Genomic DNA, 23,284 nt, shown 5'->3' with positions numbered 1-23,284 from the left:
TTATAATTGTTACTTATTTGGTTGTGAATTTTAAGGCGTCTCCATTAATACAATGACGTTTTCCTGTAGTGTTTTTAGGACCATCATCAAAAGAATGACCTAAGTGACCTCCACAGGTATTGCATTTTAATTCTGTTCTTGCATAACCAATTTTATAATCTATATCTAACTCTACATTTTTCTTTATTGCTCGGTCAAAAGAAGGCCAACCAGAACCAGAATCATATTTGTATTCAGATTTATAAAGTGGTGTTTCACAAGCAGCGCAAACGTAAGTTCCTTTTGTTTTGTTTGTATTAAAAGAACTAGAAAAAGGTTTTTCTGTACCTGCTTCTCGTAATATATAATACTGTTTAGCTGTCAATTCTTTTTTCCATTCAGCATTTGTTTTTTCAATGGTGTATGTTTTTTTTTCTTTGGATGATGTCTGAGCTATACCATTACAGCTAATCAATAAAATTAAAACTAGTAAAGAGAAAATATTTTTCATAAATTTTAAATGTTTTTAAGTTAGACGAAAACTTTGTGACATAATTACATATTTAACTTTCGTCAATAAATTGTTTTTTTGATTAAGATAGAATATGTAATTTTATAGAATTGTAAACAATCAACCAATAGTGACAATTTAGAAATAGATGTGTCTTATTAATTAGTGATCATAAAAAATAAATAGATGAAAAAAATAGCAGTTTTAGTTTTAACGGTTTTACTTTTTGTAGAGTGTAGTACAGTACCAATTACGGGTAGAAGCCGTGTCAATTTTGTGAGTGATGCGCAAGTTTTACCTACTAGTTTTGCCCAATACAGTACTTTTTTAGAAGAAAATAAATTATCTACAAATACTGCAATGTCTAATCAAATTAAAAATGTTGGTAAAAATATTTCTGCAGCTGTAGATCGTTTTATGCGAGCAAACAATATGAGCTCAGAAGCAGATTCTTATAGATGGGAATTTAATTTAGTAGATGATGAAACCGTAAATGCTTGGTGTATGCCAGGAGGGAAAGTTGTTTTTTACACTGGTATTATGCCAATTTGTGCTAATGAAAATGGAGTTGCAGCAGTAATGGGGCACGAAGTTGCACATGCTTTTGCTAAACACGGACAAGAAAGAATGTCTCAAGGACAATTACAACAATTAGGTGGTGTTGCCGTAGCATTGGGTACTTCTGGTAAAAGTGAAGAATCTCAACAATTATGGAATACTGCATTTGGTGTTACTACTGGTTTAGGAATGTTAAAATTTAGTAGAGTTCATGAGCAGGAAGCAGATAGGTTAGGTTTGGTTTTTATGATTATGGCTGGATATGATGGAGAAGAAGCTGCTGAGGTTTGGGTAAGAATGAGTAATTTATCTAACGGAAGTTCTCAACCAGAAATTTTAAGTACTCACCCTTCTAATGAATCTAGAATACAAGATTTAAGAAATTATTTACCAACGGCTAAAAAATATGCTGCAGAGTATAATGCAAAGTAAAAGCTATAAATAAAAAATAAGGAAACAAATAGATTTCCTATATTGTAACCGTTCAAAAAAAGATGTTTTTTTGAACGGTTTTTTTATAAAATAGATTTTATGTTAAAAATTGGAGATAAAAAATTAATCAATGCTTGGGCTTTTTATGATTGGGCAAACTCAGTATATTCTTTAGTAATTAGTACCGCTGTTTTTCCTATTTATTATGCAGGTTTAACGGCTTCGGAAGGTTTTGCAAATGCAGAAGGAAAAATCACTTTTTTAGGGACACTTTGGAATCCGACAACCTTGTATAATTATGCAATGGCCTTTTCTTTTTTAGTGGTAGCTTTTATATCACCCATGCTTTCTGGTATTGCAGATTATGCTGGTAATAAAAAGAAATTTTTAAAAGGTTTCTGTTTATTAGGCGCGCTCTCTGTAATGAGTTTATATTTTTTTACAGGAAAAGAAACGCTTTGGGCGGGAATCCTTTTTACCATTTTAGCGAGTATAGGTTTTTGGGGAAGTATCGTGTTTTATAATGCTTATTTGCCAGAAGTTGCTTTACCAGAACAACAAGACAATGCAAGTGCAAAAGGGTTTATGTTAGGGTATTTAGGCTCTATTTTATTATTGCTTTTGTGTTTAGTTTTAATAGAAACTGAAGTTTTTGGTTTTTATGATAAACAATTTGGCTCACAATTATCTTTTGTCTTAGTAGGTTTGTGGTGGCTTGGTTTTGCACAAATAACCTATGCTAAATTGCCTAATGAAGAGAAAAAAGAAATCCCTAAAGACAATTATTTTGCGAAAGGATTAAAAGAAATAAAAAAAGTTGCTAAAGAATTATTTGCTTATAGAGAATTAAAAATATTTTTAATTTCATTCTTTTTATGGAGTATCGGCGTGCAGACTATTATTTTAATGGCAGGTATTTTTGGTACTATTTTAGGCTTAGAAACTTTAAACTTAATTGCAACAATTTTATTAGTTCAGTTTGTAGGAATTATTGGCGCTTTTTTGTTTTCTAGATTGTCAAATAAAATAGGGAATATAAAAACATTAAAAATTACCATTGCTATTTGGGGATTGGTTTGTTTTATAGGTTTTAACTTAACTAAAGACACTCCGAATATAGAAATGTACTTTTATATTTTAGGAGCCTTAATAGGTTTGGTAATGGGGGCTATACAGTCTTTAGCAAGATCTACGTACTCGAAAATGCTACCAAAAACAGAAGATAATGCGTCCTATTTTAGCTTTTTTGATGTGACAGAAAAAATAGCCTTAGTTGTAGGTATGGTAACTTTCGGAATTTTAAATTCTATGATATCTATACAATCTAGTGTATTGGCTTTAGCTGTTTTCTTTTTAGCAGCTTTTATTTCTTTAAGTTTTATTAAGAAAACAAAATACGTGAAATAAAAAAAAGTGCTGAGTTTTATAACTCAGCACTTTTTTTTAATTTCTTTGTACTCTTTTATATACTAAAATTAATCCCTAAGATTATATTTCTTCCTTGATTTAAAATTTCATCAGATTTTAATCTAGACAAATGGTTTATATATTTTGTGTCTAATAGGTTGTTTACAGATAAACTTGTAGAAAACTTAATATCATTTAAAGTGATGTCTCCACCAAGACCAAAATTGATTAGGTTATAGCTAGGTGAGTAGGTTTCAAATGGACCAATGTTATTTTGAGAAAATGTACTTTTTAAAGTTACTGAAGCGTAACCTTGTTGCATCCAGTTTTTTATGTCAAACTCAGTTCTTAACGTGTTTTTCCAAGAATTGGCTGGAATTAAAGGTAGGTAATCTCCATTATCTTGTTCGCCAATTACGGTTTCAAAAGAACTTTCTAAATGCAACCAATCTAAAGGGTGAGGGTGTAAGTGAAAACCAAATTCACCACCATATAATTTTGCATCTTCTTGTAAGTAACTATAAACAGGCTCTCCGTCTTCAACTTCTCCTGTTGGAGAAATAAAAATATAATCGTTTAATAAATTATAGAATCCGTTTGCAAACAACTCAAAATGTTCTGTTTTATACTCTAAAGAAAGATCAAACTGAGTATTTTTCTCATTGGTAAGATTGTTGTTTCCTTTTTCAAATCTATTGGTACCATGATGCACTCCGTTAGAAGATAATTCTGCTAAAGTTGGTGCTCTAAAACCAGTTGCTATATTTATTCTTGCTACAAAATTGTCTGTTATAGAGGTTTTAAAACCTAATGAAGATGTAAAACTATTATAAGATTTATCAACTGCTTCAAAAATATGGATTTCCTCTTCATGTGCAACTTCGTGTCTTTCTGTTTCTATATTTCTATTATCATAACGCACTCCTGCTTGTAATGTATTTCTATTCCAAGAATAGTAAGCCGTGGTAAAAACTCCGAAATCGTTTATAGTCGCATCAGGAATTAATATCTCTTCTCCAAAGTTGGTATTTGTTTGATGTAATCCTTGTACTCCGGTTAAAATTTCAACATTTCCTATTTTAGGAAAATGATATTTAGCATTATAACTAAATGTTTTTAATTTCATTCTTAAAGCAGCTTCTTCATGTTCTTCTTCTCCATGATCATGATCATGATCATCTTCATGTTCATCATGATGCTCTTCAAATTCTTGTCTATCATTAAAAGTATACCCTAAGTCTAAATCTATTTTAGAATCGCCCAAAAAGAAATGATTATGAGAGCTTATAATATGATTGTCTATTGCTTGATAAGGTTCTAAAAGCGTTCTACTGGTAGATTGTTCTGCAACACCTTCTTCTGGCAAGCCTAATTTAGATCGGTTAAAATTATAACGAACCTCTGATGTAAAATTATTTTTAGAATAAGCAATTCCTGTTTTAAAATCTTTTTCGTTAAAACGGGTGTTGGTAACTCTTTCATCCGTAGGGATTTTATAATCTACATGATTTGCATACGTTCCTCTTGCTAAAAATTTCCAGCTTTCTGAAGATAATTTAGCACCAACAGATGTATTTGTTCCTAATGTATTACCAAAAAAACGATGACTAACATTTAGTTCTTTAGAGTTTTCTGCCGCAAATTTTTCTGGAATTAGATATAAAACACCACCTAGTGCATCGGATCCATAAAGTAGAGATGCAGGTCCTTTTATTACCTCAATATTACTTATTCCAGCATCGTTAATACCTAAGCCGTGTTCACTACCAAATTGCTGATTTTCTAAACGAATACCTTGCGTATAGACTAAAACTCTATTACCGCTTAAACCTCTAATTACAGGTTTTCCTATAGAACCTCCCGTAGATATTTGCGAAACTCCAGGGATATTTGTAATTCCTTCTACAAGGGAAGTAGCGCCAGATTTAATAATAGATTTAGCAGAAAGGCTTTCTATTTTCATTACATTTTCTGACTGTAATTTATTAAAAGGAGCAGATATTACAACTTCATCCATGTGAAATGGACTTTCTTGTAATTGAATGTCTAGAGTTATGTTTTCTTTGTTAAATTCAATTATTTTATAAAATGTTTTAAACCCTAAATAGCTAAAAGTTATTTTTATTTTCCCCTTCGGAATGTTTCTTAAAATATAGCTTCCGTCTTCTTTGGTTGTCGTTCCTTTATGCAATTCTTGTGCATAAATTTGTACTTGCTCCAATGGATTATTGTTGCTATCTGTAATAGTTCCTGAAATGCTGTTTTGTGCATTCACAGAAAACCCTGCTACTAAAAGTAGCAATTTTATAAATGTTTTCATTGATGTTATTTTACTATTAAAATTAATTTAGACCCTTAGGTCTTTTTAACACAAAGGGTTTTAATACGGTACACTGCGAAAGTTAGTTAATAGGTGTTTTCAATCTTTTCTCTTTCACAATGATATATTTAAATAGTAAAATAGGGTGGGCCTCTAGGAGGTTTTATAGATTGATAAACCTTTTTAATTCTCTGTGGTTTATCTATAAAAGTTGAAGCGTAAAAGTGTTTGGGAATCACATCATAATTAGATGTAAAATCCATAGAGAATACGGTTAATTGCTTGTGGAATTCAGCACAGTCTAAATGCTGTTTATGTATGTGATGATCTGTAATAGAGGTACAAACAGCATGCTCATGATTTGCTAAATCATGCAGTATTTCTATTGAAGTTGGTATCATCAATAGGAAAAGGAAAAAAATGCTAAGTATTCTTTTAAACAAGAGTTTTTGTTTTCTATTTCACTTTATAAATAGTACCATCTGTAGCAAATTTACTAAAGCCAATTTTTGCAGAAAAACTAAAAGAACTATCTGTTACTTTCGTAATTTGAACATAGATAGGTTCTTTATCAATTTCCTTTTTTGGAGATTTCATTTTTAAAGTATAGAAGAAATTATTTTTCCATTTGATATATAATGTATCAATATGTTTTATCTTTTTTTCTCCATAAGTACTATCATTAGAGATGCTTATGATTTTATCATACTCTTCAATTTGAAGACTATCTTTTCTAGTGATCGTTGTTTTACTATATCCATCTCCTGCAGGAATCTCAAAAACCCCTTTTTTAAAGCGATCTGAGTTATCTTTTATATCTGACTGACAAGAGAAAAATATAATACTGAATAAAACCAAGAAACAAGATACAAGAGGATACTGTTTTTTAGCATCCTTTTGTCTTGATTCTTGATTCTTGTTTCTTGGTTCTGTTTTTAACATAGCTTAAATACCTGTATAATTACTTGGTGTAATTGCTTTTAATTCTTCTTTAATTTCTGATGAAACTTCTAAAGTATCAATAAAGTCTGCAATAGATTTTTGGTTGATTTTAGCATTCGTTCTCGTCAATCCTTTTAATGCTTCATAAGGATTTGGATATGCCTCACGTCTTAAAATTGTTTGAATTGCTTCTGCAACAACCGCCCAATTGTTTTCTAAATCTTGCGCAAACTTTTCTTTGTTTAACAATAATTTATTCAATCCTTTTAAGGTAGATGTAAATGCAATAATTGTATGACCAAATGGTACACCAACGTTACGTAAAACAGTACTATCCGTTAAATCACGTTGTAAACGAGATACTGGTAATTTAGCTGAAAGGTGTTCGAAAATTGCATTTGCTAAACCTAAGTTTCCTTCTGAATTTTCAAAATCAATAGGATTTACTTTATGTGGCATTGCAGAAGAACCAACTTCACCTGCTTTAATTTTTTGTTTAAAATAATCTGTAGAAACGTATGTCCAGAAATCTCTATCTAAATCTAAAATAATAGTGTTTATACGTTTTAAATTATCAAATAAAGCAGCTAAATGATCGTAGTGTTCTATTTGAGTTGTAGGAAAAGAATGGTGTAGACCTAATTTTCCTTGTACAAAAGTACTTCCAAATTCTTTCCAGTCTATACTTGGGTATGCAACTTTGTGTGCGTTGTAATTACCTGTTGCTCCACCAAATTTTGCAGCACTTGGTATGTCATTTAATAATTCGAATTGCGCTTTTAAACGCACCACAAAAACTTCTATTTCTTTTCCTAATCTTGTTGGAGATGCTGGCTGACCATGAGTTCTTGCCAACATAGAAATGTCTTTCCACTCAATAACTAATTCTTGTAACTTCTCTAAAAGCTCAGTATAATGAGGTACATAAACATCGTTCATTGCCTCTTTAATAGAAAGTGGAACAGCGGTGTTGTTGATATCTTGAGAAGTCAATCCAAAATGGATAAACTCTTTATGTTTTTGTAAACCTAAAGCATCAAATTTTTCTTTGATAAAATATTCAACAGCTTTTACATCGTGGTTTGTAATGCTTTCAATATCTTTTATTTTCTGAGCGTCTTCTGTAGTAAAATCAATATAAATTTTACGTAAATCGTCAAATAAATCGATATTAAAATCTGCTAATTGCGGTAAAGGAATTTCACACAAAGCAATAAAATATTCAATTTCTACTCGAACTCTGTATTTTATTAAAGCTTCTTCCGAAAAATAATCTGATAATTTTGATATTTTACCTCTATAGCGACCATCAATAGGAGAGATGGCATTTAATTGTGTTAATTCCATTTTTTCGTTATGTTGTTAATTGCAAAAATAGTGAATTTAGCAGATTTATGATGTTTTTTGTACACGAATTTCAAGGATTAACACAAATAGATAGTTGAATTTTTAAAACTTAACAGCCCCTAATTCACTGTTTTTTTATTTTTAATTCTGTTGGTGCTATTTTTTTAATTCAAAACAAATATTTTATGATTATTCAGTATCAACCAAAATAATTAAAACGCAATTGTTAACAATCAAATTTGTGGAATCTGTGAAATTCGTGTCTTTTTAACCTCTTTTTTCTATCAATTCTAAAATGATTCTTCCACGTGCTTTACAACCTTTACTTTCATGGATAATTTTAGTTTCTATTAAATGTTTTAATTCTGGATGAATCCATTCTTTTTCCAATCCAAAAAAATACAAAGTATTCATTGTATAGGTTCTTACTGCAATTTTTTGTGGTGTTATTAACCAATCGAAACCTGTTTCTATTATCTTGTCTATGTGGTTATTTGTAAGTTTCTTTTGTACAGTATTTTCTTTTTTAGAATAATAAGCAGTAGCTAAATGTTCGCAAATTTTAGCACATGGTCTAATAGCACTATCAAATTTTAAGGTTTTAATTTTTAGAGTGAATTCATCTAAATGAGGTAAAATCCATTCTAAATGATGGTGTGTACAAATCCATTCTAAAACCCAAGCAGCCTTTATAGATACTTTATTTTCGGTATCAAACGTAATAGTAACCAGTTCTTTAAATAATTGTGGATTTTCTAAAATAATATTAGCAACTCTTTGTCGGTTTTCCCTTTTAGGGTTTTCCATGTTGTGGAGTTCTTCGGTAACGAAAAGAAGATTTGTTTTTGGCACTATTAATGTATCTTTGTTTTAAAATTATATTTGAATGATAAAGATAAAAAGACTGTTTTTTATTTTACTATTTTTTGCTTGTTTTTTTACAAGTGAAAATTTTAATGCACAAAAAATTAATCAAGTAAATGCTAACAATGAAAAGGTAGGTGTTTGGAAAAAATATTATCCAAATAAACGAATTCGTTATGTTGGTCAATTTAAAAATGGAAAAGAAGTAGGTGTTTTTAAGTTTTATGACATTACAACATCTAAACATCCAGTAGTTATAAAAACTTTTTTTGATAATTCAGATTCTTTATATGTTCAGTTTTTCACTCTAAAAGGAAAAATAGAAACTGAAGGTGTTATAAAAGGTAGAAAACGAGTTGGTAATTGGAAATATTTTTATCCTGATGGTATAATTATGTCGGAAGAAAATTATAAAAATGGAAAATTAGATGGATCGCAAATAATTTATTATCAAGATGGTCAAGTTACAGAGTTTGCTGCCTACAAAAACGGATTGTTAAACGGTACTGTTAGTAAATATTCTAATAAAGGAGTCTTAATTGAAGAGGTTACGTATGAAAACGGGGCTTTAAATGGATTGGCAAAATATTTTGAATTAGACGGTGTTTTAAAAGAAACTGGAAATTATAAAAATGGATTAAGAGTAGGTAATTGGGAGTATTATATGGATGGAGAAGTGGCTTCAGAAAAAGAAATTAGAAAGAAAAACACATTTTCTCGTAAAAAAGAAGATTAATTCTCGGTTTGTTACGTGTATTGTTAAAAAGAACTTGTTATATAAAACAAAACAATGGCTTTATCAATTCTTTCAATCTGTTAAAACCATTTCTAATGTGTACCTTTGCATCCTCAAAAATTAAAAATGAAACGAGTAGTTGTTGGTCTTTCGGGTGGTGTAGATAGTAGTGTTACTGCACATTTATTAAAGGAACAAGGGTATGATGTAATTGGGCTATTTATGAAAAATTGGCACGATGATTCTGTTACTATTTCTAATGAATGTCCTTGGTTAGAAGATTCTAATGATGCAATGATTGTTGCAGAAAAATTAGGAATTCCTTTTCAGGTAGTAGATTTAAGTGAACAATATAAAGAACGTATTGTAGATTATATGTTCGATGAATATTCTAAAGGTAGAACACCAAACCCAGATGTACTTTGTAACCGAGAAATTAAATTTGATGTTTTTATGGACATCGCTTTAAAATTGGGAGCAGATTATGTTGCTACAGGTCATTATTGTAGAAAAGGTGAAGAAGTTATAGACGGAAAACCGGTTTATAAATTATTAGGAGGAAAGGATAATAATAAAGATCAGTCTTATTTTTTATGTCAATTATCTCAACAACAATTGGTAAAAGCATTATTTCCAATAGGAGAATTAACAAAACCAGAAGTTAGGGAAATAGCGAAAGAAGCAGATTTAATTACGGCAGAAAAGAAAGATTCTCAAGGTTTATGTTTTATTGGTAAAGTTCGTTTGCCTGAATTTTTACAACAAAAATTACAACCTAAAGAAGGGGTAATTGTAACGATTCCTACGGATTTTGAGCAATACACAAAACAAACTCCTACTTTTGAAAACAAAGAAGAAGAATTAAAATATTACGCTACCAAATTTACTTACAATAAAGAAGATGGTAAAGTGGTTGGTAAGCATCAAGGAGCACACTATTTTACAAAAGGACAACGTAAAGGTTTAAATGTTGGTGGTACAAAAGAAGGTTTATATGTGATAGAAACCAATGTTGTAGAAAACGTAATTTATACCGGAGAAGGCAAAAATCACCCAGGACTGTATAGAAATGTATTGTTTGTTTCTAATGAAGAAATGCACTGGATTCGTGAAGACTTAACTTTAAAAGTTGGAGAAACCATGCAAGTTGATGCAAGAATTAGGTACAGACAACCTTTAGAAAATGCTGTTTTACACAAAGTAGCATCTGGTTTGTATGTTGAATTCGAAAACAAACAATCTGCAATACAAGAAGGACAATTTGTCGCTTGGTATAAAGAGGAAGAATTATTAGGTTCTGGAGTTATCTCTTAAAACATTTATAAAATCATAAAAAAGTAGTAATTTCGGAATATGAAGAAATTACTACTTTTTTTATGTCTAATTTTTTGTTTTCAAGTTTCAGCACAAGAAGATGTTTGGGTTTTTATAAAAGATAAACCTCAAGAAACTAGTTTTTTAAGTAATCCTACTTTAATGCTTACTCAAAGAGCATTAGATAGAAGGTCTAAACTCAATATTCCTTTAGATTCTAAAGATGTTCCTGTTGATGAAGCGTATTATAATCAACTTAATAATGATAAAACGGTTACTGTTTTAGGGAAATCTAAATGGTTAAACGCTGTTCATGTTCAAGGAGAAGTAGCAGCTATTAATACTTTAATGTCTAATTATAGTTTTATAGCATCTATAGAATTTGCCAATAAATCGTTGAATCTAAACGGTAAATCAAAAGGAAAAACAATAACTCCAAATCATTATAATAAGTTGAATGAAACCCTAACTGATTTTAATTATGGTGCAACCGATAATCAAATTAAAATGTTAAAAGGAGATTATTTGCATCAACAAGAATTAACTGGGGAAGGGCAAATAATAGCAATTATAGATGCGGGGTTTCCTAATGTAAATACCTTAGATGCTTTTAGTAGAATTAGAGATAATAATCAAATTTTAGGAGGTTATAACTTTGCTGATAGAAATGATAATTTCTACACAAGAAATAGTCACGGAACCCATGTTTTGTCTTCAATTGCTGCGTATATTAAGGATGAATATGTTGGTACGGCTCCAGATGCAAAATTTTATTTATTTATATCAGAAATTTCAGAAACAGAAACAGTTTTAGAAGAGACACTTTGGGTAGAAGCGGCAGAACGAGCAGATAGTTTGGGAGTTGACGTAATAAACACTTCTTTAGGATATACTACGTATGACAATCCTAATCACAACCATACCTATGCAGATATGGATGGTAAAACTACTTTTATTTCTAGAGGAGCAGAAATTGGTGCTTCACGTGGTTTGCTTTTGGTAAATGCCGTTGGTAATGATGGGACTCAGTCATGGAAGTATATGGGAGCACCTGCAGATGCAGCTTCTGTGATTTCGGTTGGAGCGGTAAATTCTTCTGGAAATATTGCAAGTTTTAGTTCTTTCGGACCAACATCCGATGGAAGAGTAAAACCAGAAATTTTAGGTCAAGGACAAAACCCAGCATTGATAGATTATAGTTCAGGAGAAATCACAACTTCATCTAGCGGAACGTCTTTTTCATCGCCCATAATGGCAGGTTTAATTGCTTGTTTAAATCAGAATGAAGGATTTCTTTTAAAAGCATCCTTAAAAAAATCTGGTGAAAATTATAATGATTATCTAAAAACTGCTATTTACGAATCTGCGGATAAATTTAAGAATCCAACAGACCAACACGGTTATGGAATTCCGAATTTTGAAACAGCACTGAATAGTTATATTGCTAGTTTATCTTTAATACAAGATGAACTTATCAATTTTAAGATATCTCCAAACCCTGTTCAAGATCGTTTTACCATTTCTACGGATGATTTTGAGGATGTGTCAATTCAAATTTATACGATTTTAGGAAAAAAAGTATTTGAAAAAGCAGTAGTAACTTCCAAAAATATTGATATTTCGTTTTTGAATACAGGTATTTATATGTTGAAAATATCAAAAGGAAATCAGCAAAAAAATATTAAAATTATAAAGCAATAATGATAAATAAAATAACAACTCTTTTCAATATAAAATATCCCATTGTTCAAGGAGGTATGATTTGGGTTTCTGGATGGAAGTTAGCCTCAGCGGTTTCTAATGCCGGTGGTTTAGGTTTAATTGGTGCAGGTTCTATGTATCCAGATGTTTTAAGAAAACACATTATTAAATGTAAAAAAGCAACCTCCAAGCCTTTTGGAATAAATGTGCCAATGCTGTATCCAGATATTGAAAAAATAATGGATATTATTGTAGAAGAAGGCGTAAAGATTGTTTTTACTTCTGCAGGAAATCCAAAAACTTGGACGTCCTTTTTAAAGGAGAAAGGAATTAAGGTTGTACATGTTGTAAGTTCGGTTAAGTTTGCTTTAAAAGCAGAAGCGGCAGGTGTAGATGCTGTTGTTTGTGAAGGTTTTGAGGCAGGCGGACACAATGGGAGGGAAGAAACAACCACTTTTACTTTAATTCCCATGGTAAAGGAGCAAGTTAAAATTCCTGTAATTGCTGCTGGAGGCATTGGAACCGGAAGAGGCATGTTGGCGGCTATGGTTTTAGGTGCAGACGGTGTACAGATAGGAAGTCGATTTGTAGCTACAGTAGAATCTTCTGCTCATATTAATTTTAAAAATACCATTGTTGCTGTTAAAGATGGAGATACACAGTTAACGTTAAAAGAATTAGCGCCAGTTCGTTTGGTGAAAAATAAGTTTTATAATGATGTACAAGAATTATATAAACAAAACCCAACAAAAGAAAATTTGATAGAATTATTAGGAAGAGCAAGATCTAAAAAAGGAATGTTTGAGGGAGATTTAGATGAAGGTGAGTTAGAAATTGGTCAAATTGCTGGTTTAATTCATGAAATAAAACCAGTAAAAGACGTTCTAAGAGAGATTATTGATGAATTTAATGCGATTAAGTCGCTGGAAATTAATGCTTAGTGTTGTTTTTTTTTAAATAACTTAATTATTTTGATAGGTTTGTTAATTTTTGGCATTACATTTGCAATTCAATAAACGTTGTTAGGAATTAATTTAACAACACAATATTTTTTTATTATGAATAAAGGTACCGTAAAATTTTTCAACGAATCTAAAGGATTTGGATTTATCACTGAAGAAGGATCAAACAAAGAACATTTTGTACATGTTTCAGGATTAATCGATGAAATTCGTGAAAACGATGAAGTTGAATTCGACTTACAAGATGGAAAAAAAGGATTAAACGCAGTAAACGTAAGAGTATTATAATATATATTTATTACTAGTTAATTTTTTATCTAAAAGCCTATCAATTTATTGATAGGCTTTTTTTATGTTGTTATAATTCAGAATAAATAAAGTATCATAAAAATTTGCTCCGTTATTCAAATTTTGGCATTACATTTGTTATTATATAAATGTTGTTAGTAATTAAATTGACAACAAATAATTTTTATTATGAATAAAGGAACAGTAAAATTTTTCAATGAATCTAAAGGATTTGGATTTATCACTGAAGAAGGATCAAACAAAGAACATTTTGTACATGTATCAGGATTAATCGATGAAATTCGTGAAAACGATGAAGTTGAATTCGACTTACAAGATGGAAAAAAAGGATTAAACGCAGTAAACGTAAGAGTATTATAATATATATTTATTACTAGTTAATTTTTTATCTAAAAGCCTATCAATATTGATAGGCTTTTTTTATTTTAGTATTTTAAAACTGTATTTATGATAGACGGAAGACAAAGAAAAAATGTTAAGATTGGCTTATTTGTAGAAATTATTCAAAAACCGCATCAACGAAGTGGAGAATTAACAGAAGGTGTTATAGCAAAAATTCTAACTAAAGCTCAAAACCATCCGTATGGTATTAAAGTTCAGTTAGAATCTGGTTTGGTAGGTAGAATTAAAAATATTATTGAATAATAACTATTTTAGTTAATAGGTACTTTAATCTCGTACACTTTTCTACTTTTATTGTTTAGTTTATTTTCTCTTAACCAAGGGTTATGAATTTTAAACTCTTTATAATTCATTCCAAATTTTTTGGCAAAATGCGTAATGTTAGATATTGCTGTATCAACTTTTATAGTTCTTGTTTCTGGTAAGGTATATAAGTCTTCATTTTCAAAGACAAAACCATATTTTTTTGGATTGCTTATTACTTCTTTTAAAGCAATAATTCTTAATACATATCTTTCGGTTTCATCTGGTAATTTAGCATCGTAATAATTAGTTACTTCTTGCTCATCTAATCTTCTACTAACACCATAGTTTCCTGCATTATATGCAGCGGCAGCTAAAGTCCAAGAATTAAAACGTTTTTGAGATTTTTTTAAGTATTCAGCAGCTACTTTTGTCGATTTTTCAATATCGTAACGCTCGTCTACATTACTATTAATCTCTAATCCGTATTCTTTACCTGTTGCTTTCATAAAATGCCACATACCTGCTGCACCTACGTTAGACGTTTCGTCTATGAAAGCACTTTCTGCCAAGGCTAAAAATTTAAAATCGTCTGGTAAACCATATTTTTTAAGCAATGGCTCTAGAATAGGGAAGTACTTATTAGCTCTCTTTATCAATAATAACCCATTAGATTGCCAATAAGTATTAACTAACAGCTCTCTCTCCATTCTTTCTTTAACATCAGGAATTTCTAAAGGAACCCTTTCACCTGCAAGATTTAAATTGTTAGGTAGTTTTAACGCTTTTATTTTATAAGTTGCATGCGTGCTTGTTTGTGGGTCGGTTTCATTTTTATTAATGCCATTATAAAATAAAAAAGCAATAATTAAGATGCTAAGTAGTGAAAGAAAACGGAGTGATTTATTCATGAGATTGCAATTTTTTTATGATTTAAAAATAAGGAATACCTTTGTTTTAACTAGTTAAAGTATCGTTAATGATTTTAGTTAATTTTTTGGCTTTAGTGATAATCATAATATGGCTACCACCTTCTATTTGTATACAATTGTTTATGTTTTTTATAGGAAATACATGGTCACTTGTGCCATGAATATGAGTAATGTTTTGGTCTTTTTTTGTTTGTTCCCATCTAATAATGGTGCCAATAGACCAGTTTAAATACAGTTCACTTCTAACAGAAAGGTACTTTTTGTAAATATCGGCTCTCTTCTTTAACGATTTTCCTAAAAAATATTGCGCATAATCTTCAAAATTTGAAACAACTTTTGTTGGAAAGAATTTGTAAGCTTTTGTAAATTTTACAAATTCAAATCTCTTAGGAAGTTCTTTATGGTGTTTTACACTAGATATAATAATAACTTTTTTAACATCTAAATATTTACTCATTTCTTGTACCATAATTCCGCCAAAAGAAACACCTACTAAAACAGGGTTTTCTTCTTTTACTTCTTCGCTCATTCTCATGGCGTAATTAGCAATAGACTCTTCTTGTGCTATGGGTGTTATCCATTCTAAATAATGAACGTCATATTTATCTTTTGATAATTCTAAGTTTTCAAAAATTTCTGGTCCAGCTGCTAAACCAGGTACCAAGTATATTGGAATCTTTTTCATATCTATTTATTTTAATGTAGCAATTACATTTTAAATTGTAACGCTATTGTTTTCAAAATTAAATCTTACCAAACCATCTTCATCAATTTCAGTAAGTGTAATAGTATGTAATGTATTTACTAACTCTGGGTTCCAAGGTGTTTTAACTTTAACGTAATTTTCTGTAAAACCGTTTATATACCCTTCTTTATTTTCATTTTCAAATAAAACGGTTAGGGTATTTCCTAACTGACTTTCATAAAAAGCACGTCTTTTTTTAGCGGATAAACCACGCAACATTTTACTACGTTTTGCACGTACTTTTTTAGGCACGACACCTTCTAGATGCACTGCTTCTGTATTTGGTCTTTCAGAGTAGGTAAAAACATGTAAGTAAGAAATGTCCATTTCGTTTAAATAGTTGTACGTTTCTAAAAACAGCTCTTCTGTTTCTCCAGGAAAACCAACTATAACGTCTACACCAATACAAGCGTTAGGCATTACTTCTTTAATTCTTGTTACTCTATTTGTGTACGTATTGGTTAAATACCTACGTTTCATTTTCTTAAGTAACTTATCACTACCAGATTGCAAAGGAATATGAAAATGAGGAACAAAAGAACCTGATTTAGATACAAATTCTATCGTTTCATCTCTAAGTAAATTAGGTTCTATAGATGAAATTCGTAAGCGATGTATACCGTCTACTTTATCTAATTCTTTTACGAGTTCTAAAAACGTATGTTCGTGCTTTTTATTACCAAATTCACCTTTACCATAATCGCCAATATTAACACCTGTTAAAACAATTTCTTTAATTCCTTTTGATGAAATTTCTCTGGCATTTTCAATAACATTTTCTAAAGTATCGCTTCTAGAAATTCCACGTGCTAAAGGAATTGTACAATAAGTACATTTATAATCGCAACCATCTTGTACTTTTAAAAATGCACGTGTTCTATCTCCAATTGAATAAGAACCAACGTAAAAATCTGCATCAGAAATTTCACATGAGTGAACTTCACCAACATTATTTTTAGTTAAATCGTTTATATAACTAGTAACATTAAACTTTTCTGTAGCTCCTAAAACTAAATCGACACCATCTACTGCAGCTAATTCTTCTGGTTTTAATTGCGCGTAGCAACCAACAGCGATTAGGAAAGCATCATCGTTTTTCTTTAAAGCATTTTTTACAATGGTTTTAAAGCGTTTATCGGCATTATCTGTAACAGAACAGGTATTTATAACATACACGTCTGCTTTTTCTTCAAAATCGACACGATTAAAACCTTCGCTCACAAAATTACGAGCAATAGTAGACGTTTCTGAAAAATTTAATTTGCATCCTAAAGTGTAAAAGGCAACTTTTTTTTCTGCATTCATTCTAATAAGTGTGTTTAACTAAAAAACAAAACTTTAAAAAAGGATTTATTTCTTAAAGTTCAAATTGTATATTTACAAATACTGTATAAAACAGTTTAGAAGAGCAAAAGTACGATATTATTGATGATTTTTGAAACGGAAAGGTTAATTATTAGAAGGCTGTGTGTAGAAGATATAGATGCATTTCATAAACTAGAAAGTAATGTAAATGTTTTAAAATATGCTACCGGAAACCCAAAGAGCTATATTGAAAATGAAACTGAGTTAAAAACGTTAATTTTAAAATATAATACCTCTAAAAATGGCTTTTGGATTTACGCTATTGTTAGAAAAACAGACAATCAGTTTTTAGGCACAGTGGCCTTGGTTAAAGATAATTTAGATGATGAAATAGGCTATCGCTTTTTAGAAGAATTTTGGAAACTAGGCTATGGAGCAGAAGTTTGTGTAGGTCTAATTACCTATTGTAAAAAACTTAAAATGGATAAAATTGTAGGCTATGTGGTAGATGAAAATATAGCTTCTTCAAAAATTTTAGAAAACAATAATTTTAAAATAAAAAATACTTTTATAAATGATGAAGGTCTAGCAGAAAAAAAATACGAATTGTATTTATAATTAAAGATACCTTTACCTCGCATCACTATGCAGAACTTAGTGCACCTGTTTATTTAAAATAACTTCTCTTTAATTTTAGCTTTTAATTTTTCTGAAACATTTGTTGGAAACGGTTTATCTCCATGTAAAATGTCTACCATTAAATCGCTAAAATGCTGCCCGTATTTTTTTAGTATATAATTTCTAATCGGATTGTTATTATAAAAGAATTTTGATAAAGTGCCACCTGAGTGTAATTCAGGTAACATCTTAATATTTAATTTTTCTATATACAGTTTTTCAGCTAAAGATTTCTCTAATTTACTTTCTATAAGTGCTTCTGCAACATATTTTCCGCTTAAAATAGCATTCGAAATTCCTTCTGCAGTTATAGGTTCTGCAAAACCAGCAGCATCTCCAATTAAGAAAACATTATTTTTAACAAAACCATCTGTTCTTGGCGCAATCGGAATTTTAAATCCGTGAGCATCTTCTTTTATTACTTCATTAATACCCAAAGTTTTTAAGTATTTTCTGTAGTACTCTTTTAAATTGATTTTACCTTTCCTAGTGGTTAAAACACCTAATGATAAATGATTTTTCTTAGGAAAACTCCATGCGTATCCATAAGGAACTGCATCAATATCAAAACGTATACTTGTAGATAATCTTTTAAAATCTTCTTTAGAAACTTCTACTTCGTACTCTAGAGCAGGTATTAGTTTTCTAGTGTCTTCTTTCCAACCAGCCATTTTTGCTGTCTGACTTAAAACACCGTCTGCAGCAATTATAAAATTTGCAGTAATTTCTCCTTCAGAAGTATGTAGTATAGATTTGTTATCTTTAAAATCGATGCTTTTTAATGTATGGTTTTCTAATAAAGTAACGCCAAATTCTTTTGCTTTTTCTACAATTAAATTATCAAAAGCATCTCTCATAATCATAGTTATGATTGGCTTTTCTTTAGAAGATTGGTAATAAATTTTACCGCCATTAAAATAACTGTCAACAGCAAAGAATTCACTTTCAATAACTTCATTAATCTCAAAAGGCATGTCTTTTCTTCCTCTATTAACAAAACCTCCACCGCAGGTTTTGTAACGTGGTAAAGTTTCTTTTTCTATGATAACGGTAGAGATACCTTGTTTGCCTAAATAAAAAGCGGTTGAAGCACCAGAAGGTCCGCTTCCAATAATCGCTACATCAAAATGTTTCATAGAATTAGATAATTTAATTTTATAAGTACGAATATAGAAAAACTTACCAGTTAATTTTTGCCATAACAGGAAAATGGTCTGAGTACTTTTCTGTATAGGTAGTAAACTTGTTGCTAATGGCGTTATTGTCGGTTAAAATGAAATCTATTCTCATTGGAAACCAATAATTGTAGGTCTTACCAAAACCTTTACCAGATTCTATATAAGTATCTTTTTTACCTTTTGCAATTTGGTTATAGACCCATGAGTAACTAGTATTATTAAAGTCTCCACAAACAATTTTTTTCCCTTTCCATTGTTGCTCATGCGCTAAAAACTGAACGGTTTGCTCTGCTTGTTCTTTAAAGGAATTAGAAACTCTTTCTATTAATTTTTCTGAATTTTCTTCGCCAAAATTTTCTTCATTTGGCTTTATTCTTAAAGATTCTAAATGGATATTATAAATTCTGATGGTATCCTTTTTCTTTAATATATCAGCAAAAATAATATTATTACCAGTACTTTTTAAGTCTAAAGATCCAGAATTAATAATCTTATGTTTAGAGTAAATCGCCATTCCGTATTTTTTACTATTCGGACGAAGTTTTACGTATTTGTAAGGAAAAGAGAAGTTGTTTTTATTAGACTTATAGTATTCTTGTATGCTAATAATATCTGGGTCTTTTTCTGTGATAAATTCGTAGCCATCTTGTACTATTGAGTCCTTTTTTTTATGAAAAAGATCGAAGCTTTTTACATTATAACTCATTACTTTTAAATCGCTGTTTAAAGAAGAGTTGTTCCCTGAAATTTTGAAAAAAGGAGAGGAGAAAAAGACTCCAATAATAAAAACAGTAACAGATAATAAAAATTGTTTTTTTAACTTAATTAACCAGTAAATAGCAAAAAGCAGGTTAATTATCATTAAGAAAGGTACAAATAGGCTTATGATAGCAACAAATGGTATGGTAATGGGAGATATAAAATGTAGTACATAAGATAACAATAATAGGGTTGCTAATATTGAATTTAGAAAAAATAAAATCTTATCTATGGGGGACAAATTTTTCATACTATTACCTTCCTTGTTTAAATAAGAATTCTTTTTCTTCTTTTGTTAAAGTATCATAACCAGACTTGCTAATTTTATCTAAAATAGCATCTATTTGTTGTTGGTTTATAGAAGTGCCCTTATTTGTCTTTACTGTTTTTTTTGGCGATTTATAAACTGTTTTTAAAGGTTTCTTTTTTGTTGAAAATAGGGCTGCTATTTTATCGAAAATAAGTATTTCTTTATTGGCTGCTTTCTGAACATATAAAAAGCCAAATAAAGCGCCTCCTAAATGTGCAAAATGTCCACCAGCATTTCCTCCAGACAATGCTAATATATCTAAACCTACCCAAATAGCGCCCAAATACCATAGTTTAACAAAACCAATAAAACGTATTTTTAATTGATAGTTTGGTATGTACGTGGTAATTCCTATAAAAATAGCTGAAATTCCTGCAGAAGCTCCTACTAATATAGAAGATTGATCTTGAAATAAAGGAAAGTAGTTGTGGCTTAAAATAAATAATGCGCCACCAAAAAAAGTACCTAATAGGTAGAACGTTAATAGTTGCTTTTGTGTGAAATACTCGATGAATAAGTTACCTACAAAGTATAGTGTTATTAGGTTTAAAAGAATGTGTAGAAAGTCGGCATGTAAAAAACCATAAGTAATAATAGTCCAAGGTTTGGTGAGTAAAGATGTAAAATTATCATCCAAAGAAAACCAGGTTACTACCCAATTTATTTCGCCTTTATATAAATCTTGAAAAACAGATGTTAACAAGGTAAATACAAAGATAGCAAGGTTTATGTAGATTAATTTTTCTACAATATTTCCGCTTTTATAGCGGTTTTTTATGTCGTCTATAAAACTCATTAATATGTTTTAAATTCATTCTTTTTCCAGTACCAAGCTATAATAAAACCTATTAGAGCTCCACCAACGTGTGCAAAATGAGCTATGTTTCCAATAGAATATTTAGTCATTCCAAAGAATAAATCTCCTAGAATCATTACAGGTATAAAGTATTTTGCAGCAATAGGAACAGGGAAAAATATCAATGCTAATTTTGCATCTTTAAAATAAAGACCAAAAGCTACTAAAACACCATATACAGCTCCAGAGGCTCCAACAGCAGGAGTATTGTATAAAGAGGTTATTTGATTAAATTGATCTTGCGTAATGGCTCCTATAATACGAGCATCATTGGTGCTACCAGATTTTAAGATAGATAAAACTTCAGAATTATTTAAACCTGCATTTATAAAAAGTTCGTAGATACCATTAAATTGATAATAATTGACCAATGTGTAAATTACTCCAGCTCCAATACCTGCAGAAAAATAGAAAAATATAAATTTCTTTTTTCCCCATATTTGTTCTAAAGGAGTACCAAAAGCCCATAAACCGTACATGTTAAACAATATATGACTAAAACCACCGTGCATAAACATGTGTGTTACGTACTGCCAAATTCCGAAATGTTCATTTTCAGGAAAATGTAAAGCCAAGATATTTGTAAAATCTAACTTTAAGAGTTGTGGTGCAACAAATAAAATTACATTTATAATAATTATATGTTTTATGGCATCTGTAAGTTTTGTATTCATTTTTAACTGTTAAATAGATTGTCTATTTCGTTTAATGTTAATGTTTTAAAAATTGGTTTTCCGAAAGGAGATACCGTTGGTTCTTTACAAGAAAATAAATCATTTACCAATCCTTCTTGTTCTCGTTCAGAAAGTTGTGTGCCTGTTTTTATAGACAATGTTTTTGCAAACGATTTTGCCATGACATCAAAATGACTAAAACTAGCATCTGGTACTTCTAAATCTATATCGCTTAATAACTCTTCTAATATAATCGTTATTTTACTTTCTGTAACCGAAACCGGAATTCCTTTTATAGTAACACTGTCTTTTGTAAATTCATCAAAAGAAAAACCAGCATTTTCTAATTCGGTTTTAATCGTGTAAATCATTTCTATTTCTGCAGATGTATAAGAAATTTTAACAGGAAACAATAATTGCTGACTGTTGGCTTCTTTTACAGTAATACTTTCTAAGAAATCTTCGTATAAAATACGCTGATGCGCTAAAGATTGATTGATTAAAACCACACCAGATTTTATAGAACTTAGTAAATACTTTCGCTGAATTTGAAATGTTTTCTGTGTTTTTATTTCTTGTTGATTGTCAAATAATTCCGATTGTATCTCTTCTTCTGTATCTGCAATAGTAGGAGTATATAAAGACTCCCAACTTTCTGTTTTTGGTTCGCTTTTAAACGGTGTATGTATTTCTCTGCTTGCTTCTTCTTTAAACGGATTAAAATCTGGATCTACAGATATTTTAGGAGTAGAAGTAGATTTTGGTTTGGAATTAAAATGATACGGTGTATCTAAATTTGCATCTCTATTAAAGTCTAAAACAGGCGCTACATTGTATTGGCCTAAACTGTGTTTTACAGTAGCTCTTAACATGGCATACAAAGCTTTTTCATTATCAAACTTTATCTCTGTTTTAGTAGGATGAATGTTAATGTCAATAGTATTTGCAGGCACTGTTAAATATAGAAAATAGGAGGGATGTGACCCTGATTCTAACAAACCATCATAAGCATTTACCACTGCATGATTTAAGTATGAGCTTTTTATAAAACGATCATTCACAAAAAAGAATTGTTCTCCTCTTTTTCTTTTAGAAAATTCTGGTTTCGCAACAAAACCTTCTATACCTACAATATCAGTATACTCGTTTATAGGAACTAATTTTTCATTCATTTTAGTGCCAAAAACACTCACAATTCGTTTTCTTAAATTACTGCTTTTTAAATGATAAACTTCATTATCATTATGATGCATTAAAAAAGCAATATTTGGATGCGCTAAAGCAACTCTTTGAAATTCATCTATAATATGACGCGTTTCTACGGTATCCGACTTTAAAAAATTTCTTCTTGCAGGAATATTGTAAAACAAGTTTTTTACAGCAATACTGGTTCCTTTACTAGTAGAAACAAAATCTTGTGATACAATTTTACTTCCTTCAATTTTTATGCAAGTACCTAGCTCTTCGTCGTCTTGTTTTGTTTTTAATTCTACATGCGCAATGGCAGCAATAGATGCTAAAGCTTCTCCTCTAAAACCTTTGGTGTTCAGGTTAAATAAATCTTCGGCTTTTTGTATTTTAGAAGTTGCATGACGTTCAAAACTCATTCTAGCGTCTGTGGTACTCATTCCTTTTCCGTTATCAATTACTTGAATTAACGTTTTACCAGCATCCTTTAATAAAAGTTTTATGTTATTTGATCCAGCATCAATGGCGTTTTCTAGCAACTCTTTTACAACAGAAGCAGGGCGTTGAACGACTTCTCCTGCAGCAATTTGGTTAGCAACATGATCTGGTAATAATTGAATAATATCCGACAT

General features: G+C 30.2%; 24 protein-coding genes. 10 read left to right on the top strand and 14 right to left on the bottom strand.

The window, feature by feature from the left end; genetic code table 11:
* Positions 1-13: 13 nt before the first annotated feature.
* A complete protein-coding gene (gene msrB, locus WHD08_RS04375) occupies positions 14-490 on the bottom strand; it encodes a peptide-methionine (R)-S-oxide reductase MsrB (RefSeq protein WP_208889089.1) in 477 nt (158 codons plus the stop codon).
* Positions 491-676: 186 nt separating this feature from the next.
* Between msrB and WHD08_RS04370 the strand changes: the two genes are divergently transcribed.
* Both WHD08_RS04370 and WHD08_RS04365 read left to right on the top strand, forming a co-directional pair.
* Entirely contained in the window at positions 677-1,480 is an 804-nt protein-coding gene (locus tag WHD08_RS04370; protein WP_208889090.1) for a M48 family metallopeptidase, read from the top strand.
* 99 nt (positions 1,481-1,579) lie between these two features.
* The gene (locus tag WHD08_RS04365) at positions 1,580-2,887 is read left to right on the top strand and encodes an MFS transporter (RefSeq protein ID WP_208889091.1); all 1,308 of its coding nucleotides are present in this window, start codon (positions 1,580-1,582) and stop codon (positions 2,885-2,887) included.
* Positions 2,888-2,942: 55 nt separating this feature from the next.
* Here WHD08_RS04365 and WHD08_RS04360 read toward each other — a convergent pair whose 3' ends face one another.
* The 5 genes from WHD08_RS04360 to WHD08_RS04340 form a co-directional block, all read right to left on the bottom strand.
* Entirely contained in the window at positions 2,943-5,207 is a 2,265-nt protein-coding gene (locus WHD08_RS04360; protein WP_208889092.1) for a TonB-dependent receptor, read from the bottom strand.
* Positions 5,208-5,335: 128 nt separating this feature from the next.
* Complete coding sequence (locus WHD08_RS04355) at positions 5,336-5,608, bottom strand: hypothetical protein (protein ID WP_208889093.1); 273 nt, start codon at positions 5,606-5,608, stop codon at positions 5,336-5,338.
* 55 nt (positions 5,609-5,663) lie between these two features.
* Positions 5,664-6,149 (bottom strand): hypothetical protein, encoded by a 486-nt coding sequence (locus WHD08_RS04350; protein ID WP_240915484.1) that lies wholly within the window; start codon positions 6,147-6,149, stop codon positions 5,664-5,666.
* A gap of 3 nt (positions 6,150-6,152) precedes the next feature.
* Positions 6,153-7,496 (bottom strand): adenylosuccinate lyase, encoded by a 1,344-nt coding sequence (gene purB, locus WHD08_RS04345; protein WP_208889094.1) that lies wholly within the window; start codon positions 7,494-7,496, stop codon positions 6,153-6,155.
* 267 nt (positions 7,497-7,763) lie between these two features.
* Positions 7,764-8,303, bottom strand: coding sequence for an adenylosuccinate lyase (locus tag WHD08_RS04340; protein ID WP_208889095.1), 540 nt, complete (start codon positions 8,301-8,303; stop codon positions 7,764-7,766).
* 79 nt (positions 8,304-8,382) lie between these two features.
* Between WHD08_RS04340 and WHD08_RS04335 the strand changes: the two genes are divergently transcribed.
* From WHD08_RS04335 to WHD08_RS04305, 7 genes are all read left to right on the top strand, one after another.
* Complete coding sequence (locus WHD08_RS04335; RefSeq protein WP_165733401.1) at positions 8,383-9,096, top strand: toxin-antitoxin system YwqK family antitoxin; 714 nt, start codon at positions 8,383-8,385, stop codon at positions 9,094-9,096.
* 126 nt (positions 9,097-9,222) lie between these two features.
* A complete protein-coding gene (gene mnmA / locus WHD08_RS04330; RefSeq protein WP_208889096.1) occupies positions 9,223-10,410 on the top strand; it encodes a tRNA 2-thiouridine(34) synthase MnmA in 1,188 nt (395 codons plus the stop codon).
* 39 nt (positions 10,411-10,449) lie between these two features.
* The gene (locus WHD08_RS04325) at positions 10,450-12,111 is read left to right on the top strand and encodes a S8 family serine peptidase (protein ID WP_165733399.1); all 1,662 of its coding nucleotides are present in this window, start codon (positions 10,450-10,452) and stop codon (positions 12,109-12,111) included.
* The gene (locus WHD08_RS04320; RefSeq protein WP_208889097.1) at positions 12,111-13,052 is read left to right on the top strand and encodes an NAD(P)H-dependent flavin oxidoreductase; all 942 of its coding nucleotides are present in this window, start codon (positions 12,111-12,113) and stop codon (positions 13,050-13,052) included. Before WHD08_RS04325 ends, WHD08_RS04320 begins: the two co-directional genes overlap by 1 nt.
* A gap of 117 nt (positions 13,053-13,169) precedes the next feature.
* Positions 13,170-13,361, top strand: coding sequence for a cold-shock protein (locus WHD08_RS04315; RefSeq protein ID WP_018943662.1), 192 nt, complete (start codon positions 13,170-13,172; stop codon positions 13,359-13,361).
* 189 nt (positions 13,362-13,550) lie between these two features.
* Entirely contained in the window at positions 13,551-13,742 is a 192-nt protein-coding gene (locus WHD08_RS04310; protein ID WP_018943662.1) for a cold-shock protein, read from the top strand.
* An 87-nt stretch (positions 13,743-13,829) separates the two neighbouring features.
* A complete protein-coding gene (locus WHD08_RS04305; RefSeq protein WP_165733397.1) occupies positions 13,830-14,027 on the top strand; it encodes a YwbE family protein in 198 nt (65 codons plus the stop codon).
* Positions 14,028-14,035: 8 nt separating this feature from the next.
* Here WHD08_RS04305 and WHD08_RS04300 read toward each other — a convergent pair whose 3' ends face one another.
* The 3 genes from WHD08_RS04300 to mtaB are packed head-to-tail and all read right to left on the bottom strand — an operon-like array spanning position 14,036 to position 17,009.
* A complete protein-coding gene (locus WHD08_RS04300) occupies positions 14,036-14,938 on the bottom strand; it encodes a lytic transglycosylase domain-containing protein (RefSeq protein ID WP_165733396.1) in 903 nt (300 codons plus the stop codon).
* Between the two features lie 46 nt (positions 14,939-14,984).
* Positions 14,985-15,644: an alpha/beta hydrolase gene (locus WHD08_RS04295; protein WP_165733395.1), complete on the bottom strand. Its 660-nt coding sequence runs from the start codon at positions 15,642-15,644 to the stop codon at positions 14,985-14,987.
* A gap of 30 nt (positions 15,645-15,674) precedes the next feature.
* On the bottom strand, positions 15,675-17,009 hold the full coding sequence (mtaB, locus tag WHD08_RS04290) for a tRNA (N(6)-L-threonylcarbamoyladenosine(37)-C(2))-methylthiotransferase MtaB (RefSeq protein WP_208889098.1): 1,335 nt from the start codon (positions 17,007-17,009) through the stop codon (positions 15,675-15,677).
* A 123-nt stretch (positions 17,010-17,132) separates the two neighbouring features.
* On the opposite strand from mtaB, the gene WHD08_RS04285 reads away from it, so the two are divergent.
* Positions 17,133-17,627, top strand: a complete 495-nt coding sequence (locus tag WHD08_RS04285; protein ID WP_208889099.1) for a GNAT family N-acetyltransferase — start codon at positions 17,133-17,135, stop codon at positions 17,625-17,627.
* Positions 17,628-17,680: 53 nt separating this feature from the next.
* On the opposite strand, the gene WHD08_RS04280 is transcribed toward WHD08_RS04285, so the two are convergent.
* The 5 genes from WHD08_RS04280 to mutL form a co-directional block, all read right to left on the bottom strand.
* The gene (locus WHD08_RS04280; protein WP_208889100.1) at positions 17,681-18,823 is read right to left on the bottom strand and encodes a geranylgeranyl reductase family protein; all 1,143 of its coding nucleotides are present in this window, start codon (positions 18,821-18,823) and stop codon (positions 17,681-17,683) included.
* Positions 18,824-18,866: 43 nt separating this feature from the next.
* Complete coding sequence (locus WHD08_RS04275) at positions 18,867-19,727, bottom strand: endonuclease/exonuclease/phosphatase family protein (protein ID WP_244183250.1); 861 nt, start codon at positions 19,725-19,727, stop codon at positions 18,867-18,869.
* A gap of 151 nt (positions 19,728-19,878) precedes the next feature.
* On the bottom strand, positions 19,879-20,730 hold the full coding sequence (locus tag WHD08_RS04270; protein WP_165733390.1) for a rhomboid family intramembrane serine protease: 852 nt from the start codon (positions 20,728-20,730) through the stop codon (positions 19,879-19,881).
* Positions 20,730-21,464 carry a rhomboid family intramembrane serine protease gene (locus tag WHD08_RS04265; protein ID WP_165733389.1) on the bottom strand — a complete coding sequence of 245 codons (735 nt, stop codon included), beginning with the start codon at positions 21,462-21,464 and terminating at the stop codon, positions 20,730-20,732. Before WHD08_RS04265 ends, WHD08_RS04270 begins: the two co-directional genes overlap by 1 nt.
* 2 nt (positions 21,465-21,466) lie before the next feature.
* Positions 21,467-23,284 carry a DNA mismatch repair endonuclease MutL gene (gene mutL, locus WHD08_RS04260; RefSeq protein WP_165733388.1) on the bottom strand — a complete coding sequence of 606 codons (1,818 nt, stop codon included), beginning with the start codon at positions 23,282-23,284 and terminating at the stop codon, positions 21,467-21,469.

This window comes from Polaribacter sejongensis (assembly GCF_038024065.1).
Classification (GTDB): Bacteria; Bacteroidota; Bacteroidia; order Flavobacteriales; family Flavobacteriaceae; genus Polaribacter; species Polaribacter sejongensis.
This window is presented reverse-complemented; position numbering and strand designations above follow the sequence as displayed.

Coding starts and splice junctions, on each gene's coding strand:
- WHD08_RS04280 (WP_208889100.1), bottom strand. CDS start 18,823: ATGAAACATTTTGATGTAGCGATTATTGGAAGCGGACCTTCTGGTGCT.
- WHD08_RS04270 (WP_165733390.1), bottom strand. CDS start 20,730: ATGAGTTTTATAGACGACATAAAAAACCGCTATAAAAGCGGAAATATT.
- WHD08_RS04265 (WP_165733389.1), bottom strand. CDS start 21,464: ATGAATACAAAACTTACAGATGCCATAAAACATATAATTATTATAAAT.
- WHD08_RS04365 (WP_208889091.1), top strand. CDS start 1,580: ATGTTAAAAATTGGAGATAAAAAATTAATCAATGCTTGGGCTTTTTAT.
- WHD08_RS04355 (WP_208889093.1), bottom strand. CDS start 5,608: ATGATACCAACTTCAATAGAAATACTGCATGATTTAGCAAATCATGAG.
- purB (WP_208889094.1), bottom strand. CDS start 7,496: ATGGAATTAACACAATTAAATGCCATCTCTCCTATTGATGGTCGCTAT.
- WHD08_RS04305 (WP_165733397.1), top strand. CDS start 13,830: ATGATAGACGGAAGACAAAGAAAAAATGTTAAGATTGGCTTATTTGTA.
- WHD08_RS04300 (WP_165733396.1), bottom strand. CDS start 14,938: ATGAATAAATCACTCCGTTTTCTTTCACTACTTAGCATCTTAATTATT.
- WHD08_RS04315 (WP_018943662.1), top strand. CDS start 13,170: ATGAATAAAGGTACCGTAAAATTTTTCAACGAATCTAAAGGATTTGGA.
- WHD08_RS04310 (WP_018943662.1), top strand. CDS start 13,551: ATGAATAAAGGAACAGTAAAATTTTTCAATGAATCTAAAGGATTTGGA.
- msrB (WP_208889089.1), bottom strand. CDS start 490: ATGAAAAATATTTTCTCTTTACTAGTTTTAATTTTATTGATTAGCTGT.
- WHD08_RS04275 (WP_244183250.1), bottom strand. CDS start 19,727: ATGATAATTAACCTGCTTTTTGCTATTTACTGGTTAATTAAGTTAAAA.
- WHD08_RS04325 (WP_165733399.1), top strand. CDS start 10,450: ATGAAGAAATTACTACTTTTTTTATGTCTAATTTTTTGTTTTCAAGTT.
- WHD08_RS04335 (WP_165733401.1), top strand. CDS start 8,383: ATGATAAAGATAAAAAGACTGTTTTTTATTTTACTATTTTTTGCTTGT.
- WHD08_RS04320 (WP_208889097.1), top strand. CDS start 12,111: ATGATAAATAAAATAACAACTCTTTTCAATATAAAATATCCCATTGTT.
- mutL (WP_165733388.1), bottom strand. CDS start 23,284: ATGTCGGATATTATTCAATTATTACCAGATCATGTTGCTAACCAAATT.
- WHD08_RS04360 (WP_208889092.1), bottom strand. CDS start 5,207: ATGAAAACATTTATAAAATTGCTACTTTTAGTAGCAGGGTTTTCTGTG.
- mtaB (WP_208889098.1), bottom strand. CDS start 17,009: ATGAATGCAGAAAAAAAAGTTGCCTTTTACACTTTAGGATGCAAATTA.
- WHD08_RS04340 (WP_208889095.1), bottom strand. CDS start 8,303: ATGGAAAACCCTAAAAGGGAAAACCGACAAAGAGTTGCTAATATTATT.
- WHD08_RS04295 (WP_165733395.1), bottom strand. CDS start 15,644: ATGAAAAAGATTCCAATATACTTGGTACCTGGTTTAGCAGCTGGACCA.
- mnmA (WP_208889096.1), top strand. CDS start 9,223: ATGAAACGAGTAGTTGTTGGTCTTTCGGGTGGTGTAGATAGTAGTGTT.
- WHD08_RS04370 (WP_208889090.1), top strand. CDS start 677: ATGAAAAAAATAGCAGTTTTAGTTTTAACGGTTTTACTTTTTGTAGAG.
- WHD08_RS04285 (WP_208889099.1), top strand. CDS start 17,133: ATGATTTTTGAAACGGAAAGGTTAATTATTAGAAGGCTGTGTGTAGAA.
- WHD08_RS04350 (WP_240915484.1), bottom strand. CDS start 6,149: ATGTTAAAAACAGAACCAAGAAACAAGAATCAAGAATCAAGACAAAAG.